The sequence below is a fragment of the Candidatus Obscuribacterales bacterium genome, assembly GCA_036703605.1.
Lineage (GTDB): Bacteria > Cyanobacteriota > Cyanobacteriia > RECH01 > RECH01 > RECH01.
In genome coordinates this window covers 1-16,490 of record DATNRH010000272.1, presented here as the reverse complement: position 1 = coordinate 16,490, position 16,490 = coordinate 1, and the positions used below count along the sequence as shown (strand labels likewise).

General features: G+C 53.4%; 13 protein-coding genes, 1 tRNA gene and 1 pseudogene. 5 read left to right on the top strand and 10 right to left on the bottom strand.

Annotated elements, in window-relative coordinates:
• Positions 1–55 precede the first annotated feature (55 nt).
• Positions 56–654, bottom strand: a pseudogene (locus tag V6D20_05730) (IS982 family transposase).
• 445 nt (positions 655–1,099) lie between these two features.
• Between V6D20_05730 and rppA the strand changes: the two are divergent.
• Complete coding sequence (gene rppA / locus V6D20_05725) at positions 1,100–1,789, top strand: two-component system response regulator RppA (protein ID HEY9815285.1); 690 nt, start codon at positions 1,100–1,102, stop codon at positions 1,787–1,789.
• A 5-nt stretch (positions 1,790–1,794) separates the two neighbouring features.
• On the opposite strand, the gene uvrB is transcribed toward rppA, so the two are convergent.
• Entirely contained in the window at positions 1,795–3,810 is a 2,016-nt protein-coding gene (gene uvrB, locus V6D20_05720) for an excinuclease ABC subunit UvrB (GenBank protein ID HEY9815284.1), read from the bottom strand.
• 431 nt (positions 3,811–4,241) lie between these two features.
• On the opposite strand from uvrB, the gene V6D20_05715 reads away from it, so the two are divergent.
• The gene (locus V6D20_05715) at positions 4,242–4,643 is read left to right on the top strand and encodes a response regulator (protein ID HEY9815283.1); all 402 of its coding nucleotides are present in this window, start codon (positions 4,242–4,244) and stop codon (positions 4,641–4,643) included.
• Positions 4,644–4,717: 74 nt separating this feature from the next.
• Here V6D20_05715 and rnc read toward each other — a convergent pair whose 3' ends face one another.
• A complete protein-coding gene (gene rnc, locus V6D20_05710) occupies positions 4,718–5,410 on the bottom strand; it encodes a ribonuclease III (protein HEY9815282.1) in 693 nt (230 codons plus the stop codon).
• A 724-nt stretch (positions 5,411–6,134) separates the two neighbouring features.
• On the opposite strand from rnc, the gene V6D20_05705 reads away from it, so the two are divergent.
• On the top strand, positions 6,135–6,350 hold the full coding sequence (locus V6D20_05705) for an RNA chaperone Hfq (GenBank protein ID HEY9815281.1): 216 nt from the start codon (positions 6,135–6,137) through the stop codon (positions 6,348–6,350).
• Between the two features lie 102 nt (positions 6,351–6,452).
• On the opposite strand, the gene V6D20_05700 is transcribed toward V6D20_05705, so the two are convergent.
• Both V6D20_05700 and V6D20_05695 read right to left on the bottom strand, forming a co-directional pair.
• A complete protein-coding gene (locus V6D20_05700) occupies positions 6,453–8,222 on the bottom strand; it encodes a diflavin flavoprotein (protein HEY9815280.1) in 1,770 nt (589 codons plus the stop codon).
• 97 nt (positions 8,223–8,319) lie between these two features.
• The gene (locus tag V6D20_05695) at positions 8,320–10,047 is read right to left on the bottom strand and encodes a diflavin flavoprotein (protein ID HEY9815279.1); all 1,728 of its coding nucleotides are present in this window, start codon (positions 10,045–10,047) and stop codon (positions 8,320–8,322) included.
• 459 nt (positions 10,048–10,506) lie between these two features.
• Between V6D20_05695 and V6D20_05690 the strand changes: the two genes are divergently transcribed.
• On the top strand, positions 10,507–10,866 hold the full coding sequence (locus V6D20_05690) for a translation initiation factor (protein ID HEY9815278.1): 360 nt from the start codon (positions 10,507–10,509) through the stop codon (positions 10,864–10,866).
• A gap of 312 nt (positions 10,867–11,178) precedes the next feature.
• On the opposite strand, the gene V6D20_05685 is transcribed toward V6D20_05690, so the two are convergent.
• Positions 11,179–11,658 carry a CAAD domain-containing protein gene (locus V6D20_05685; GenBank protein ID HEY9815277.1) on the bottom strand — a complete coding sequence of 160 codons (480 nt, stop codon included), beginning with the start codon at positions 11,656–11,658 and terminating at the stop codon, positions 11,179–11,181.
• Positions 11,659–11,857: 199 nt separating this feature from the next.
• The gene (locus tag V6D20_05680) at positions 11,858–12,109 is read right to left on the bottom strand and encodes a hypothetical protein (protein ID HEY9815276.1); all 252 of its coding nucleotides are present in this window, start codon (positions 12,107–12,109) and stop codon (positions 11,858–11,860) included.
• Positions 12,110–13,035: 926 nt separating this feature from the next.
• Between V6D20_05680 and V6D20_05675 the strand changes: the two genes are divergently transcribed.
• Positions 13,036–13,935, top strand: coding sequence for a 4-hydroxybenzoate solanesyltransferase (locus V6D20_05675; GenBank protein ID HEY9815275.1), 900 nt, complete (start codon positions 13,036–13,038; stop codon positions 13,933–13,935).
• Positions 13,936–13,987: 52 nt separating this feature from the next.
• Here the strand turns inward: V6D20_05675 and V6D20_05670 are convergent, their stop codons facing one another.
• From V6D20_05670 to V6D20_05660, 3 genes are all read right to left on the bottom strand, one after another.
• On the bottom strand, positions 13,988–14,623 hold the full coding sequence (locus V6D20_05670) for a hypothetical protein (GenBank protein HEY9815274.1): 636 nt from the start codon (positions 14,621–14,623) through the stop codon (positions 13,988–13,990).
• A gap of 36 nt (positions 14,624–14,659) precedes the next feature.
• Positions 14,660–16,117 (bottom strand): glutamate--tRNA ligase, encoded by a 1,458-nt coding sequence (gene gltX / locus V6D20_05665; GenBank protein ID HEY9815273.1) that lies wholly within the window; start codon positions 16,115–16,117, stop codon positions 14,660–14,662.
• 231 nt (positions 16,118–16,348) lie between these two features.
• Positions 16,349–16,422: transfer RNA gene (locus V6D20_05660), tRNA-Asp, on the bottom strand.
• Between the last annotated feature and the right edge of the window lie 68 nt (positions 16,423–16,490).

The window sequence follows — 16,490 nt, the reverse complement described above, 5'->3', positions numbered from 1 at the left end:
TCAGGGTTGAGCTTTTTGAATCAAAGGATTGAGACTAATCCAACGTGAGTTCGGGTTAAGCATCCGCAGGTAAAGCCTTGTCAATCAATAGAGATGGCTTTTTGGGCTGGTGGCAATAGGCAATCAGTCCACAGATCACATTGACAAAGCCGTTGACCGGGGAGCGATGACGAGAATGTTCGATCTGAGAAATGTTCTTCAATTGATCAATGATGGACTCAATAATGGCTCGTCGGCGTAAAAGTAGCTTATCGCTTAGCACCATCAGGCGATTCTTCATGTTCCGTTTGAGCTTGGTGAACAGTTGAATCCCGTAGTGCTGCCGTAACTGCTGAGCCAAGGGTTGCGACACGTATCCCCGGTCACCAAACACTTTGCCGAAGAGGCGTTGGAGGAGTTTAGGCACGGGCTTGCGGTCGTCGGTGTTGCCAGGGGTGAGGACAACGTTGAGCAAGTCTCCCTGCTCATTGACTACCAGATGGAGCTTAAAGCCAAAGAACCAATCCACGGACGCTTTCCACGTGCTGCTAAGGGCTTGAAGACTTTGTGGGCACTAATGCGGCGATTGTGACATACCTTGAGACTGGTTGAGTCGATGAAACTGATGCCGGTGCAGGATCCAAAGCAATGACGTAAGTAGGCACATAAGGGCATGAGCGTTGACGGAATCCACTCCACAAAACGGTTGTAGCTGACTAAACCTGGAAAGGCATCGCGCCAATCACAGCAGACCCGTTGGGTGTAGAACCACTTGAAATTGCGGTGTGCCGACTGATGGAACGCAATCAAAATCGTCATGATTTCGCTCAAACAGAGACGACGAGACCGTTGGCGCTGTTGCACGCCGCTCCCTAACAAGATCTGCTTCCACTGGGGGGTAAACCGTTGACAGAAGTCATCGACATGGCAAAACAAGGCTTCTAAACTGAGCATGGGGTGGTTAAGTGCGTTGAGAATTAGGTACTTTCAACTGTATCTGTTCCACCCCTTTCTATCCCGAACTCACGTTAATCCACAAAAGTACGACCGTGAATGGGTAGCGTACACTGAAAGAACCCAATGCTGACGATAATGCCTGAGCTTGCTGTGAGGTGGGACGATGCGAATTTTGTTAGTCGATGACGAACCGGCTTTGACGGGCCCTCTCAGTCGCGTGCTGACGCGGGAGGGCTACCAGGTGGATATCACCCACGATGGTTTGGAGGGGAGTCAGCTTGCCCAATCCGGTGGCTATGATGTGCTGATTCTTGACTGGATGTTACCGGCTCTGAGTGGTTTGGAGCTTTGCCAGCAGTTGCGGGCTCAGGGTGATACGACGCCGGTGCTGTTTCTGACGGCGAAAGATACCTTGGATGATCGGGTGGAGGGGTTGGATGCTGGGGCGGATGACTATCTGGTAAAGCCTTTTGAGCTGCGGGAGCTGTTGGCGCGGGTGCGAGCCTTGCTGCGTCGCCTGCCCACCCTTGAGCCAAGTCCTACATCTCGGCTGCAAGTGGATGATCTGGTGCTGAATCTAGCCAATCAGGTCGCCCATCGAGGCGATCGCTCCATTGATTTATCTGAAAAAGAAAGCCAGCTTCTCGCCTACCTCATGCGCCATGCTAATGATGTGTTGACCCATGAACAGATTCAGCAACACCTGTGGTCTGCCGATGAACGTCCGAGCAGTAATGCCCTGGCAGCCCAAATTCGCCTGCTGCGACGCAAGATAGAGCATGATGGCGAACCACCGCTCATCCATACGGTTTATGGTAAGGGCTATCGACTGGGGGAGATGTCTCCTGGCTGAGGGCACTAGTCTTGGGAGGGCGATCGCCGCCCCACCAACTTATCTCGCAGTTGACGGATGCGATCGCGGAATTTTGCTGCTTCTTCAAATTCTAAATTCTTAGCCGCTTCTTTCATCTGCGTTTCTAGCTTGACGATCAGACTGGGGATATCTTCGAGAGGTAAGTCATAAGCCTGCTCATAGAGTTCCTCCAAGTCTTGGGCATTGACGCGTCGAGATACTTCTAGGAACGACAAGATGGAGTTGCCTTGCTTTTTGATAATCGGTTTTGGCGTAATTCCATGTTTCTCATTGTAGGCCTGTTGGATGGCGCGGCGGCGTTCTGTTTCGCTGATGGCATAGGCCATACTGTCGGTTAAGTTATCGGCGTAGAGAATAGCTTTGCCGTCAATATGTCGTGCTGCCCGACCGATGGTTTGGATGAGCGATCGCGCTGCCCTGAGGAAACCTTCCTTATCTGCATCGAGAATGGCAACTAGGGATACTTCTGGTAAATCCAGCCCTTCCCGCAGTAAGTTGACGCCAATTAATACATCAAACTGACCGTTGCGTAAATCTTGAAGAATTTCAATGCGCTCAATAGAATTAATTTCTGAATGGAGGTATCGTACCCGCACGGCGCGCTCTTGAAAGTAGTCTGTCAGGTCTTCTGCCATGCGCTTGGTCAACGTGGTGATCAGCGTGCGTTCCTGTCGCTCCACCCGCAGCCGAATTTCTCCCAGAAGGTCATCGACCTGTCCTTCGGTGGGGCGCACAAAAATTTCTGGATCCAGGACGCCGGTGGGGCGGATAATTTGCTCCACTACCTGCCCCTCGGAGACCTCCAGTTCCCAATCCCCCGGTGTTGCTGAGACAAACACACATTGCTTAGCCTTGTCCCAGAATTCCTCAGCCTTCAGAGGACGGTTGTCTGCCGCGCTGGGCAGCCGGAAGCCATGGTCTACTAGGGTCATTTTCCGAGAGCGATCGCCGTTATACATGCCCCGGATCTGGGGAATAGACACGTGGGACTCATCAATCACCAACAGCCAGTCTTCTGGAAAATAATCGATTAAACATTCCGGCGGTGATCCGGCCACCCGGCCGGCTAGGTGCCGCGCATAGTTTTCCACGCCGTTGCAATAGCCTACCTCTCGCAGCATTTCTAGGTCATAGCGGGTGCGCTGTTCGAGGCGCTGGGCTTCTAGGAGTTTATTCTCAGACTCTAGCTCCGCCAGACGCATCTTGAGTTCTTGCTCAATGGCATCACAGGCTTCATCTAGGCGATCGTCGGGGGTGACAAAGTGGCGAGCTGGGTAGACGTTCAGAGACTCTAAGCTCTGCAAGGTTGCGCCTGTAAGCGGATCGATGTAGCGAATGGCGTCAATCTCGTCGCCAAAGAACTCGATGCGAATCAACCGATCTTCGTAGGCGGGGCCAATTTCTAGCACATCGCCCTTCACCCGAAACCGCCCGCGCCCCACATCTAAATCATTGCGCTCATACTGCACCGAAGCCAGATCCCGCAGAATCTGCCGTTGATTCACCTCCATGCCCACGCGAAACGGTAGGGCAGCGTTCAAATATTCCGACGGAATACCCAAGCCGTAGATGCAGCTAATGGAGGCTACGACGATCACATCCCGCCGCTCAAAGAGCGATCGCGTTGCGGAGTGGCGCAGCATATCAATTTCTTCATTGATAGAGGCTGTTTTGGCGATGTAGGTATCAGTGACGGGAATGTAGGCTTCGGGTTGGTAATAGTCGTAGTAGCTAATGAAATATTCCACGGCATTGTCCGGGAAAAAGTCTCGCAGCTCGTTGCAAAGTTGGGCGGCGAGGGTTTTATTGTGGGCGAGCACTAGGGTAGGACGCCCCAGTTGTTCAATCACCCGGGCCATGGTGTGGGTTTTACCCGTTCCCGTTGCGCCTAGGAGGGTTTGGTAGCGATGTCCTGCTTGAATCCCTTGCACCAGTTGAGCGATCGCTTTCGGTTGATCACCGGTTGGTTCAAAGGGAGCCGTTACCCGAAACTGAGCCATGCTGCTGCCTCGCACACCACTAAATCACGCTGTCTCTATGATGGCGAATTTCTGGCCATTCGGGAGCAATCTAGGGCACAAGATGGGTTTGTGAACGTGAGGGTATTTGAGTTGTGTCCGTCAACTAGGAACCAGGAGAGCGATCGCGTAATACTTAGACATTTTAGATGTCGAAAGTCTTTAGCATTCAATGAACTTTTTTCAACTTATGCGTTGAACTGCTTCATGGTTGTCTCAAAGCGATCACTTCCTAGAAACATTGCGAAACACCTTGCTGATGAAACCTAAGAAAGAGTGAAGTCTCAGCTTTTTAACTGGAAAAAGGCCTTACTTTTGAGGAAGCGAAAAAGTCGCTTGTTCTGGGACTTGTACTCACCAAACCAGCTTTAAGACGACACGATAATAGTTCCGGCTGGAATTCTGGGTTGATCATGAAATTCTCACAAAGCTATGTTTTGGTGCTGGATCATCAACGGGAGGATGTCCAGCAGTTACGATCGATTCTCAAACGATTAAGATGCCCAGTTGTGATTGTCCGATCAATCGAACAGGCGATCGCGACTGCGCTAGAAATGCCACCCTATTTGATCATTTTGGCGGGCAGTCATCAGACTTGGCCCGAGCATCTGGTCAACGATCTTCGGCGAATTAATCAACAGTGCAGCATCACCATTGTGGCTTTGACCGACTGCAACGCACCTAGCTGGCTGCCCCAGGAAGAAAATCCAGGCTTTGATGGATTTTTGGTGAAGCCGCTCAATGGAGACGTCATGGTGTCCTTGGTGCAATCGGCTTGGGCCCGTCAAGCCTGCTGCTCGACCATGCTGGGTTAGATCTACATGGCTTGATAGCTGCCAGGATGGGTGGTGCTGCCTAGATTCCTTAGATTCCTCACTGAAGGGATATCTCACTCCCTGGCCTTTTGCAGCAGACCCAGTTGTTGCAGGGCCGCTGCCGCTGCTGCTTTCTCGGCATCTTGCTTGCGCCGTCCTTTGCCTTCCCCAAAGGTGCGACTGCCGATCTGCACTACGGCGGTGAACTCGCGGGCGTGGTCGGGGCCAGACTGATGCACGATGGTGTATTTGGGATTTTTGCCATACTCCGCCAAGGCCCATTCCTGGAAGCGGCTTTTCATGTTGCCCATGGGAGCGGCGATCGCCAAGTCTTCTACTTCAGCGGCAAATAGTGGTTCAAGATAGGCTCGTACTGCCTCAACATTGGAATCACAGTCTAGAAAATAGGCCCCAATCATGGCTTCAAAGGCGCTGCTGAGTAGGTTGGGATTTTTGCGTCCCCCATCGCGTTCTGCCCCACGCCCCAGCCGCATCATGCCGGGTTGATCCATCCCCAGGGCCAGGGCAAACCGGGCAAGCTGAGTTTCATCAACGAGGGCTGATCGGAGGGCGGTCAAATCGCCTTCGGGTTTCTCGGGATAGCGCTTATACAAAAAGTCGCCGCTGAGGAAGTTGAGGACGGCATCCCCCAAAAATTCTAGGCGTTCATTGTGAGAGCCTGCCAATGGATGCTCGTTGACATAGGAGCGGTGGGTCATAGCTTGCTGGAACAGAAGCGTGTTGCGGAAGGGAGGAAGTGTGGGCATAACAATGGGATAGAACACGTAAGGTAAAAAAGATTAAATAGACAAGGCACACTTCTCTAGGTTGTTCCTAGAGGTTTATAGATGAAGGTAGGGTAGGATTAGGGCGTAACCTCTATGGTTCTCGACAGGTTTCCACAAAACGTTGCATCCAGCTCTAGCCATATAACTTGAAAGCAGGAGAATGCTTAGCCTTGAGGTTCTGTCACGTAGGTATGAAGCAAGGGCTTGCTTACTCGCAATGGAGACTGGAGATAAACGGGCTAGCACGATCGATGGTGGAGGTATGCTAAATCGTTGAGCCAGTTGTAGCCTATGCCAGGACGTAGCTAGGTTAGAGTTTGATTCATGGTTACCTACTTACCAAAGAGGCACAGGAAGGGCAATAGAAACGCATTTGACCACCTGAAACGAGAGTTCACATGCGGAGGGGACATGAATGAAGACAACGCCGCCAAACTCGACAGCCTAAACATTAAATTTTACGGCTTGTCTGGTCAAAATGTGGAGAAGCGATCGCAAACTATAACTACGGAAATACTTGCGATCGCCCCTAGGGGTGTTTCGTCGGGGTCATGCCGTTAGCCTGAACCGATGAACCAGTGTGTATTCCTACTAGGTGAACTAGTAGGAGTAGCATGGGTGCCTAAAGCTGTCTTCCCAAGGCCGTGTTAGGGTAGACGAGCATGACTGCTGCATTAATGATGGATACTTTCTTTCTATACCTATGAGTACCGAACTGGATACGGGCCTACCCAGCATTCGTCTAATTCAATCCCTTATTAAAGATTCCAGCGAAGTTGAGCTGAAAATGGTCACGGATGACCTACTGGTGGGTAAAATTCTTTGGCAAGACCCTCACTGTGTTTGTCTGGTTGACCACTATAACCAACAAACGGTGATCTACCGCCATGCCATTGTCTTTATGAAGCCCAAAGCCTAAACCAAAGCCCAGGAGAGGATGCATAGACCGTCGTCTTTTCCTCTCCTGGGTGCTTTAGGGATACTTGTCTCGATAGGCTTGTCTCGTTGCGACTCGTTGCGACTAGTAGTGGTTGCCCGATTTGCGATGGTGTACAGCTGTTTTCACGTCCGGATTCATCACCTGCCCTTGCTCAACAACGGCGTAGACCACCCAGTGATCGCCGCATTCCATCCGGCTGGCAACCCGGCATTCTAAGTAGGCTAGGGCATCTTTTAAGATGGGGCAGCCGTGGTCTGAGTCGGTGATGTCAACGGAGTTGAACCGATCTTCTCCTGGCGAGAAGGGCTTGAGGAAATGCTTCATCAGCCCTAGGTAGTTATTTTCCGCCAAAATATTCAGCACGAAGGGGCGATCGGGGTAGAGCAAGGACTCGATCGCTCTGTCTTTGGCCACGGCTACGGTAAAGCCTGGGGGGCTGAAGGTGGCTTGGGAAACCCAGGAGGCCAGCATGGCGCTGGACACGTCGCCTTGGCGGGTGGTGACAACGCAGAGGGAGCCCACCATCCGTCCCATGGCTTGCTCTGTGGGGGTGACGGTGGAGCTGCTTTGCAGGGCAGAGGCCTTGGGCGATCGCCGCTTTTTAGCCTTTTTCAGCGCTTGGACAAAGTCCGTACCGGCTTCTTCGCAGGTTTTGAGCACCACATCCGTGGGTTTGAACTTCACCCGCATGGTGTCAAATCCAAAGCTATAGCCCGCATCTCGCAGTTTGTTTTCTAGGAGATCAATCGCCTCTCCACTCCAGCCAAAGGAGCCAAAAACGCCGGTGAGCTTATCCTTGGGCACTGTTGATAGAGCTACTCCTAGGGCCGTTTGGATCTGGGTGGGTGCATGGCCGCCGAGGGTGGGTGAACCAATCACAAAGCCATCGCACTTTTCTAGGATGGCTTTGATTTCATCTGGTTCGGTGCTTTCGCAGTTCACCGACTCCACGGCTACGCCCGCCTTGGTCATCCCCCGAGCGATCGCTTGCGCGACCGTGGCTGTGTTGCCATAGGCGGAGGCATAGAGCAGCGCTACCATCATGTCTTGGCTGCGCTGTTGGGTGAGCCATTGGCGATAGGATTGCAGCAATTCCGTCGCGCTATAACGCACCAAGGGCCCATGGGCCGGTGCGTAGAAGGTCATCGGCGCGAGGGCTTCCATCTTATCGAGGGCGGTGGCCACCTGACGGGCATGGGGAGCCATGAGGCAGTCGAAGTAGTAGCGCCGATCCTCTAAAAAGGCCGTCCAGCCTTCATCAAAAATTTGGTCGCCGCAGATGTGGGCCCCGAAGAATTTATCGGTGTAGTGAATCTGGGTTTGGGGGTCGTAAATGCATAGCCCATCGGGGTAGCGCGGTGTGGGAATGGGCGCAAACTGTAGGCAATGCCCTTGTCCTAAGTCGAGCACCTCATCGACATTGCCCTTGATCACCCGAACCTTGGGGGTGACGTCGCTGAGCAGATTTTTCAACGCCACGGCTGCCGGATTGGAACAAACGAGGGTGATTTGGGGGGCGCGCTCTAGCAACACCTTGAGGGTAGCGGCTCGGTTGGGGTTGACGTGCCCAAGGATGACATAGTCCAGTTGGCGGAGATCAAATCGTTGCTCCAGCGCATCGAGGAAGGTGGTGGTAAACGATTCTCCTGGCGGATCGATCAGGGCGTTCTGGTCGGCGGTGATCAAGTAGGAATTGGCCGTGGTGCCCCGTTCTAGGGCATATTCAATTTCAAAGCGCAGACGGCTCCAACTGCGCGATCGCATCACTTTGGTTTGATCAGCGATCGCCAACACTTGGACATCCCGAGGCGGATGGGTGGCGATCGCAGACTGAGACACCGTTTCAGGCATAAGCTAGCTCCCGTGATTGGTCTAGACCGTTGACTTGGTCTTGGTCGGTCTTGGTCGGTGGATGCCCACGGATGGAGTTCCACCGACTGGTCAGTGTTTAGTAATAGTTACCGATCTTGCGATGGTGAACAGCGGTTTGGGCATCGGGAGTGGCTACTTTGCCCGCGTCAACGGTGCTGTAGACAATCCAGTGGTCGCTACATTCCATGCGGCTGGATACTTCACATTCCAGGTAGGCCAGGGAATCGGCAAGGATAGGCGAACCGTTTTCTGCCGTGCGGGTTTTGACGCCAGCAAAGCGATCTGCACCGGGGGGAAATCGCTTGAGGAAGTGCTTCATGAGCGCTTGGTAGTTGTCTTCTGCCAAGATGTTGAGCACAAAGCGATCGCCCACCTGCATCAAAGATTCAATCGCCCGATCCTTGGCGACGGCCACCGTAAAGCCTAGGGGTTGGAAGCTGGCTTGGGAGACCCAGGAGGCCAGCATGGCCCCGTTGACTTCACCCTTGGTGGCGGTGATGATGTAAAGCCCAGTGCTGATGCGACCGAGGGCTTTTTCTAGCTCGTTGTCGATCGCTTTCACTTTCTTAATTTTGCGATCGCGGCTGAGGAGCTGCCCGAGGTCAGTGCCGGCTTCATCACAGATCTGGTAGGTTTGCTCGGAGGGCACGTCTTTCACCCGAATAGCGGGGAAGGCCTCGGTAAGGTTGAGTTCCTTAAAGCGACTGAGGAGCGGATCTACCGGTTCGTCATCGCCCCCGTAGGATTCAAACAAACCCACCACCTGCTTATCGTGAACCGCCGCCAAAATCGTGCTGATGGCCGCCCGCGCTACGGTGCTGATCGGCCCAGAGCTAGGCGGTGCCGCAATCACCAGGGCAGATGCCATGCTGACCAACTCGTTGACTTCTTGGGGATCGGCTACCCGTAGATCCATCATGTCCACCGCTACGCCGGTTTTGGTGATCCCACGGGCGATCGCTTGGGAGAGGCGATCGCTATAGCCGTAGTCCGATACGTAGAAGACCGCTGCGGTGGTCTCCGCCTTGGTTTTAGCCTGGCTCCATTCCTTGTAGCGACGGGTGAGTTCCTGCACGTTGTGGTAGAGCAGCGGGCCGTGCCCCGTGGCAATTTGCTTAATCTCGCCCAGATCCGCCATGCGCTTCATGGCCGACAGCACCGAGCGAGCATTGGGGGCCATCAAGCATTCGTAGTAGAACCGGTAATCGGCTTCGATGGTGGCTAGATTTTCATCGTAGGTGGCGTCGCTGCAGAAATGCATCCCAAAGGCATCGCAGGTAAACAGCGTTTCGGTGCCAGCATCGTAGGTGAAGATGGTGTCTGGCCAGTGCAGGTTGGGAGCCATGACGAACTGCAGACGATGCCCCTTGCCAAGGTCTAGGGTATCGCCGTTTTTGACAATCTGTTGCTTAAACGGCTTATGGGTCAGCCCTTCTAAAAACTGTAGTGCCACCTTAGAACCCACCACGGTAATATCGGGGGCGAGGGCTAAGATATCGGGAACTAGACCGCTGTGGTCGGGTTCGGTGTGGCTAATAATCAGGTAGTCAAGGGTGGACGGATCCACTGCACCCTTGAGGGCATCGAGGTAGAGATCCCGAAATTTTTCGTGGGAGGTATCGACCAAGGCGGTCTTGTCACCGTAGATGATGAATGAGTTGTAGGTAGTGCCGTTTTGTAAGCCAAACTCAATATCAAAGCGATCGCGATCCCAGTCTAAGGAGCGAATCGTCACGGTATTGGGCGCAATCTCTGTGATCTGGGTGGTCAATCGTTTTTGAACTGGGTTTACTACAGCGACCATCTGTAACCTCCTAGCTTGTCGTTAAGGGTTTGAATAAGAGTTTTTACCTATGTCTATGATGCGACAAAGTTTGTCACATTAGGGATGGTGATTATAAACATAAGTTTTTCTAACATCGGGAAGACTCTTTCATAAGGGGCGATCGCTGCCCCTTAGACCTACCATAGCGGCGATCGCCCCTGAATAACCTAGGGGATCAATCCAAATCCCTGAACAGTCCTATTGGCAAGACTAACGGGTCTAGGCGGCTCAAGAGAGGTTGAAACGGTGGGCTAGGTGACGCGCTAATCTAGGTAGGGCTAGGCGTCGCCACCGGTCATCACCTAGGGAATCCATTCAAATCCCTAAACAGACCTATTGGCAACACTCACGGGTCTGGGTAGCTCAAGAGAGGTTGAACCGAATAGGCAACGCGCTAATCTAGATAGAGACAGGCGTCGTCAATAGGCAAGGTTTTCGATGGGCAAGCAAAAAAATACTCCAATCAACGCTAAGGGCGATCGCTTGGTCTATTCCGATTTTGGCGATCGCCAATACACTGCCGCCACGGAACGCGCCGTTCCCGATCTGCCCCCTCATCAACAAGATCTGCGTATCCAAGCCTCGCGCAAAGGCCGTAAGGGCAAAACGGTTACCATCGTCAGCGGCTTTCAATCCAGCCCTGCCACCCTCGCTACCCTGCTCAAAACCTTGAAGTCTCAATGTGGTGCTGGAGGAACGGTGAAAGACAATACCTTGGAAATCCAGGGGGATCATGGGGATACGCTGCTGCAAGCCTTGAGTAAGCTGGGCTATCGCGCCAAGAAAAGCGGCGGTTGATGAGAGCGGCTCAACCAGGGGCGATCGCCACCCTAGAAGAACGGCTACCGATCATGCTCTTAATCATCACCAAGGCTGTCCTAGTTCTCTTCCCGGCGGCGTAGCCATCGGTGGTGATAGCGGAGGATCCTCAGATGCCCTACAACGCTAGCTGATGGGATATCTGCTCATAGAAAGAGGGATGTTGCTTACATTGCAACACCCCTCTTTTAGGGTTGAACTATTGTTGAACGATTATGGTTAAACGATGAGCCACCTGTCTGAAGTTGTTTCCCTCGACGCAGGCAACTCATGGATTCAATCTCGACACCCTCACTTCATTGAGGTTTGTCCTAGCACCTGCTCTTTTAAGCTGGTGAAATCCTCCGCCAATTCTTTGCGGCTGGAGGCTTGTAGCAAATAACGGTAGACGAACCAAGCGGAATATCCCAACCCGACCAACTCAAAAAGTGGGGAGAGTAAAGGAATATCGTTAATGGCACCTAGCACAGCTAGGACTAGCTTGACCGAAACGATCGAGCCAGTGATGATACCCACGGTAATAATGGGGCGCTTGTATTCCCCAAAAAATTCACTTAAATAGGCGGGCAAATCTGCGAGAAATGCCGACACCTTATCAACGATGTCTTGCCACTGTTCTTGAGACTCATTAGACGCCGAAGCAGTAAGCTGAGCCAAATCACCCGACTGCTCACCATTGATGTCAACATCAACATCAACGGTCGTTTGTTCTGTTTCTTCCACCATAGTCTCCAAGCTCCTATCTTTTTGTGTAACGTCAAAATCCATCATGACACCTCAAAACACCAGACTCAACGATGTTGGCTAGAGCATATACCAGGCAGGAGCAAACTACTCACCTAATGACGAGGGTCATGTTTCCTAAGGATTCGAACATAATTGACACTAAAGCAGACGCTTAAGAATTGCAAGATACATCCTAGGTACTCTTCTTGAAGCAGGAAACGCTGGAGGAAGTAGACCAGAGGAACTAGACCATGCGTTCGGATGAACTGTCTAGCTGGTTATCGGGCTGCAGGAAGGCTGGTAAAGGTTGCCGCCGCAGGGTCAGCGCGGTGACGCTAGGGCTGCGCAAACTCACCCAAATACTGCAATGGGTATCAGATGCGGTGACCATGACATTATCTCGCTGCCCTAACCTACAAGCATAGTGGTAGAGCTGGGCGCGCAGATGGAGTGGCGTGGTATGTAATCGATAGAACAGCTCGTTTTGATGGTACATGCCATCTTGAACAGTGCTGTTAAACCAAAACTTAAAAGGGAAGATTTTCCCTTCGTTAACAACTGGCGGTAACACTGGAATGCTTTCGTGATAAGGGTGGGTTTGAAAACACGAAGATGCAAGACCCCTAGCTTCGTCCATAGTTCAAATACAGGTAGAAACGTTGGTCATCCTGAATGATGGGTTCAGACAACTGGAGCATGATGATGCATGAGCACGGATGCCAGCAGACATGAAGACAGGTTTATTCTTGATGTCTGCAAGGTTGCAAGACCTAAGATCAGTCGATGTCAGCAGGTGGAATGCTGTGCGTTGAGAATCAGGGAAGACCGACAGATGGTACGACGCTGAGAATGAAACGTTCGGTAGAGAACACAAGGAAAAAACGTTCTGGTCGGAAGCAACGGTGCAATCCGAGCTACCTCTGTAGTGTTTCAAGGGTAGCTTAGATACCAAAGCTAGATATGGAGAGGGGTTTTCCAGCCGTTGTCTGAGTGGCTAATGCTGGAGGAAGATGGGTATGGATGAACCCTGGGGTTGGGATCTGTCTGTCATCTACAGAGTTCAACCCGGTTCTCGAAGCCCAGATGGTAAGACTATCTGGCGATCGCGCTCCCCTGCACTGTGACCCTCGCTCATCTTGCTTGAGCCGGAGTCTTCCTCATTCTACTCAACTCGCTTGGGGCGATCGCTGGTTTTTTCCATAATTTCACATAGATGGAGTAGCTAAAACGTATCCTAAGCAGCAATATTTTAGGGTGGCAAGACAGGATCTGAACGCAACGATATGCTAGACAGTGAGCCTAGATGTATAGCCTAGGGGGCGATCGCTCCCTGGAACCTAGGGCCAGCTTGACCTCTAGGTCGAGTTCCATGGTTCACCGCTTTTTTTGTATCAATCCTGTATCAATTCTGTATCAACTCCTATGCTGACCCAGCAATCGCCATCCAACGAACCCAGGTGGAAAGCCATCCTCCGGCTGCTGCGCTGGGATAAACCCACCGGCCGCCTGATCTTGATGATTCCAGCTCTGTGGGCGGTGGTGCTGGCAGCCCATCGTCAAGTTCCGGGGCAATTGCCACCTTGGCCGTTGGTGGGGGTGATTATTCTGGGTAGCTTGGCCACCAGCGCGGCGGGCTGTGTGGTCAATGATCTCTGGGATCGCAATATTGACCCGAAGGTAAGCCGAACGCGCGATCGCCCCCTAGCGTCCCGTGCCCTGTCGATTCAAACCGGCATCGGGGTTTTGCTGGTGTCGCTTGTCTGCGCTTGGGGTCTATCGCTGTACCTGAATCCGTTTAGCTTTTGGCTATGTGTGGCGGCGGTGCCGGTCATTTTGCTCTACCCTTCTGCCAAGCGAGTGTTTCCCATTCCCCAATTGGTGTTGTCCATTGCCTGGGGCTTTGCGGTGTTGATTAGCTGGAGTGCGGTGACGGCGGGGCTGGAGTCGGCGGTGTGGCCCCTGTGGGGGGCTACGGTGCTGTGGACGCTGGGCTTTGATACGGTTTATGCCATGGCGGATCGGGAGGATGACCGGCGGATTGGGGTGCGATCGAGTGCCCTGTTTTTTGGATCGCGGGCAGCGGCAGCGGTGGGCATCTGTTTTGCTGGCGCGGCTGTACTGCTGGGGATCACAGGCTGGATGCTGTCTTTGGGCGTTTTGTTCTGGATCACCTGGGCTTTGTCCCTGCCAGTGTGGACCTGGCACTACTGGGAGCTGCGCCGCACGAAGCCCCATCCGTCGCTCTATGGCAAGGTGTTTCGCCAGAATGTGAGCCTAGGATTTTGGCTACTGGCGGGGATGGTGTTGGGCAGCCAGTTTTGAGTGTTTGCAGCAGCACTCTACTTGAAGGTGAGCATCGAGAAGAATGAGTTGATTAGCGCTGAAGTTGCGGGATGGTGGGTGGGTTTCCAGGATTGGCGGCGGTCTCCGGTGTTTCGCTCAAGGTAATCACGTAGGGAGCAGACTGACGGGGTGAGATGCCGCCTACCCAGATGCGATAGGTGCCTGCCGCCCATTCGCCAATGATGGCGGGGCTGAAGGTTTGGTAATTATCGTTGCACCAGGTATTGCCATCTTGATCGCGGACGATCAGGGTTGTGTCTTGCCGGCTCTGCACTTGCAGGCTGAGGTAGGGAAATGGCTGGGTGAGCACCATGGTGTGGTCGGGCTGGTCGTTGATGAAGCCGTTGCATAGACCCGTGGGGCTTTGGGTACTTTGAACCATATCGCTTGCTGCCCGACTACCACCGCTCAGCCCCCGAACCGTGGCGGGGTTGGGGGTGAAATTGGGGGTGAGGGTGATGTCTTCAAACAGGGTGACGCCGGAACTGTAGACCACAGGATTGGGGCGAGACTGGGCGATCGCTCCTGAGGATACCCACAGAGGCATGAGGGCAGCGATCGCGCCGAGGGTGAGGATAGGGCGGGGGTGCATAGGCGGGTGGAGAATGACGACGGGCTGGAACGAGGCTCCTTGACCACGATGGTCAGACCTGCCGAAATGTTCCATGCCGCTATCTTAGCCAACCCGCAGGTGGACGTCAGACTACCCAGCCTGGGCGATCGCTAGGGCTGCGGTTAACCGAGGTTGATCGACACCTTTGGCATGGAGCAACACCCAAGACTGGATCAGGTCGGGGCCATGCATGGCGCAGGTGAGGGCCGCCCGCAGCGATCGCATTACCAATCCTTTTTTCACCCCAGCGGCCTTGGTGGCTTGCTTGACGATATCTTTGGCGCTGTCTTCGGTGAGGGGGTCGGTTTGCTCTGCCAATAAGGTTTGCACCGCTGCTAGCAGATCGGCCACACCTGCTTGCTGGAGCTGGGCGATCGCTTCCTCGTCGTGGGGTAGCTCAGCATCAAACAGGTAGCGGGTCATGTCGGTGGCGTCGCTGAAACGGACGAGGCTTTGCCCCACCAGAGTGGCGACTTGCTCTAACCAAGGGCGATCGCCTGCCAGATCGACGGCGTAGCCTGCCTGTTGCCAGTAGGGCACCAGACCCTGCACCAAGTCTTCACTGGGCATGGCGTGGAGATATTGACTGTTCAGCCAGTTGAGCTTATCCCAGTCAAACTTTGCGCCGGCCTTGTTGACCCGGTCAAAACTAAACTGCTGCGCGGCTTCTGCCAGGAGAAACTGTTCCTGGGTGGCATCCGGCGGCGACCAGCCGAGCAGAGTCATGTAGTTCACTAGGGCTTCGGCGGTATAGCCCATGGACTGAAAATCGGAGATAGACGTAACGCCATCCCGCTTCGATAGTTTTGCCCCTGCTTGGTTCAAGATCAGCGGTGTATGACCAAACTCCGGCACGGTAGCGCCGAGGGCTTCGTAGAGCAAAATTTGCTTGGGCGTGTTGCCAATGTGATCTTCTCCGCGAATCACGTGGGTGATGCCCATGTCGATGTCATCGAGCACCACCACCAGGTTGTACAGCGGTTGACCAATATCGTCCTGGGAGGCCGCGCGGGCAATCACCATATCGCCGCCGAGGTCACGTCCTTTCCAAGACACCGTGCCCCGCACCAAGTCTGTCCAGGCAATCTCTCGATCGTCGTCGATTTTGAAACGAATCACCGGCTGACGACCCTCGGCGAGGAAGGCTGCTTCTTGGTCAGGGGTGAGGTTGCGATGGCGGTTATCGTAGCGAGGGGCATCGCCTCGGGCCTTTTGCTTAGCCCGCATCTCATCGAGTTCGTCCGGGGTGCAATAGCAGCGGTAGGCCAATCCCTGGTCTAACAAGCTGTGGATGGCTTGGCGGTAGAGATCCAGCCGCTGGCTTTGGTAAAAGGGCCCTTCATCCCAGGTCATCCCTAGCCAGGCGAGACCCTCCAGAATATTCTCGGTAAATTCGGGTCGCGATCGCTCTAGATCCGTGTCTTCAATACGCAGGATGAACTGCCCCCCGTGGTGGCGGGCAAAGAGCCAGTTAAAAACGGCCGTGCGAGCCGTACCAATATGCAAATTTCCCGTAGGACTAGGGGCAATACGAACGCGAACTGTCATACACCAACCACTTGTGGAACAACATTGAATTCATACCATATGGGGGCGATCGCAGCGTCTAACTCTCCGGAGACACCGTCGGTTACGTCCATCGCTACCCCAAGAGTTCAGCAGGAGTAAGGGCTGAGCTATAGCCCACCCAAGATTCCTGATGATCTCATAGACCAATTCTCGTATACCAATAAAGAAGAGAGCCAGAACTAGCTCTCTTGGTTTTCTTCTTCAGTTTAACGGGACTGACGGGGCTCGAACCCGCAACTTCCGCCGTGACAGGGCGGTGCTCTAACCAATTGAACTACAGTCCCCTATATGGGTCGCTCTTTCTTAAGGGCGATCTTGATTATGCCGATTCCAAACTCATTTGTCAAATAAA

What these genes read in the sequence shown, in the direction of transcription:
- rppA (HEY9815285.1), top strand. Translation starts at nt 1,100, where the DNA reads ATGCGAATTTTGTTAGTCGATGACGAACCGGCTTTGACGGGCCCTCTC.
- uvrB (HEY9815284.1), bottom strand. Translation starts at nt 3,810, where the DNA reads ATGGCTCAGTTTCGGGTAACGGCTCCCTTTGAACCAACCGGTGATCAA.
- V6D20_05715 (HEY9815283.1), top strand. Translation starts at nt 4,242, where the DNA reads ATGAAATTCTCACAAAGCTATGTTTTGGTGCTGGATCATCAACGGGAG.
- rnc (HEY9815282.1), bottom strand. Translation starts at nt 5,410, where the DNA reads ATGCCCACACTTCCTCCCTTCCGCAACACGCTTCTGTTCCAGCAAGCT.
- V6D20_05705 (HEY9815281.1), top strand. Translation starts at nt 6,135, where the DNA reads ATGAGTACCGAACTGGATACGGGCCTACCCAGCATTCGTCTAATTCAA.
- V6D20_05700 (HEY9815280.1), bottom strand. Translation starts at nt 8,222, where the DNA reads ATGCCTGAAACGGTGTCTCAGTCTGCGATCGCCACCCATCCGCCTCGG.
- V6D20_05695 (HEY9815279.1), bottom strand. Translation starts at nt 10,047, where the DNA reads ATGGTCGCTGTAGTAAACCCAGTTCAAAAACGATTGACCACCCAGATC.
- V6D20_05690 (HEY9815278.1), top strand. Translation starts at nt 10,507, where the DNA reads ATGGGCAAGCAAAAAAATACTCCAATCAACGCTAAGGGCGATCGCTTG.
- V6D20_05685 (HEY9815277.1), bottom strand. Translation starts at nt 11,658, where the DNA reads ATGATGGATTTTGACGTTACACAAAAAGATAGGAGCTTGGAGACTATG.
- V6D20_05680 (HEY9815276.1), bottom strand. Translation starts at nt 12,109, where the DNA reads ATGTACCATCAAAACGAGCTGTTCTATCGATTACATACCACGCCACTC.
- V6D20_05675 (HEY9815275.1), top strand. Translation starts at nt 13,036, where the DNA reads ATGCTGACCCAGCAATCGCCATCCAACGAACCCAGGTGGAAAGCCATC.
- V6D20_05670 (HEY9815274.1), bottom strand. Translation starts at nt 14,623, where the DNA reads ATGGAACATTTCGGCAGGTCTGACCATCGTGGTCAAGGAGCCTCGTTC.
- gltX (HEY9815273.1), bottom strand. Translation starts at nt 16,117, where the DNA reads ATGACAGTTCGCGTTCGTATTGCCCCTAGTCCTACGGGAAATTTGCAT.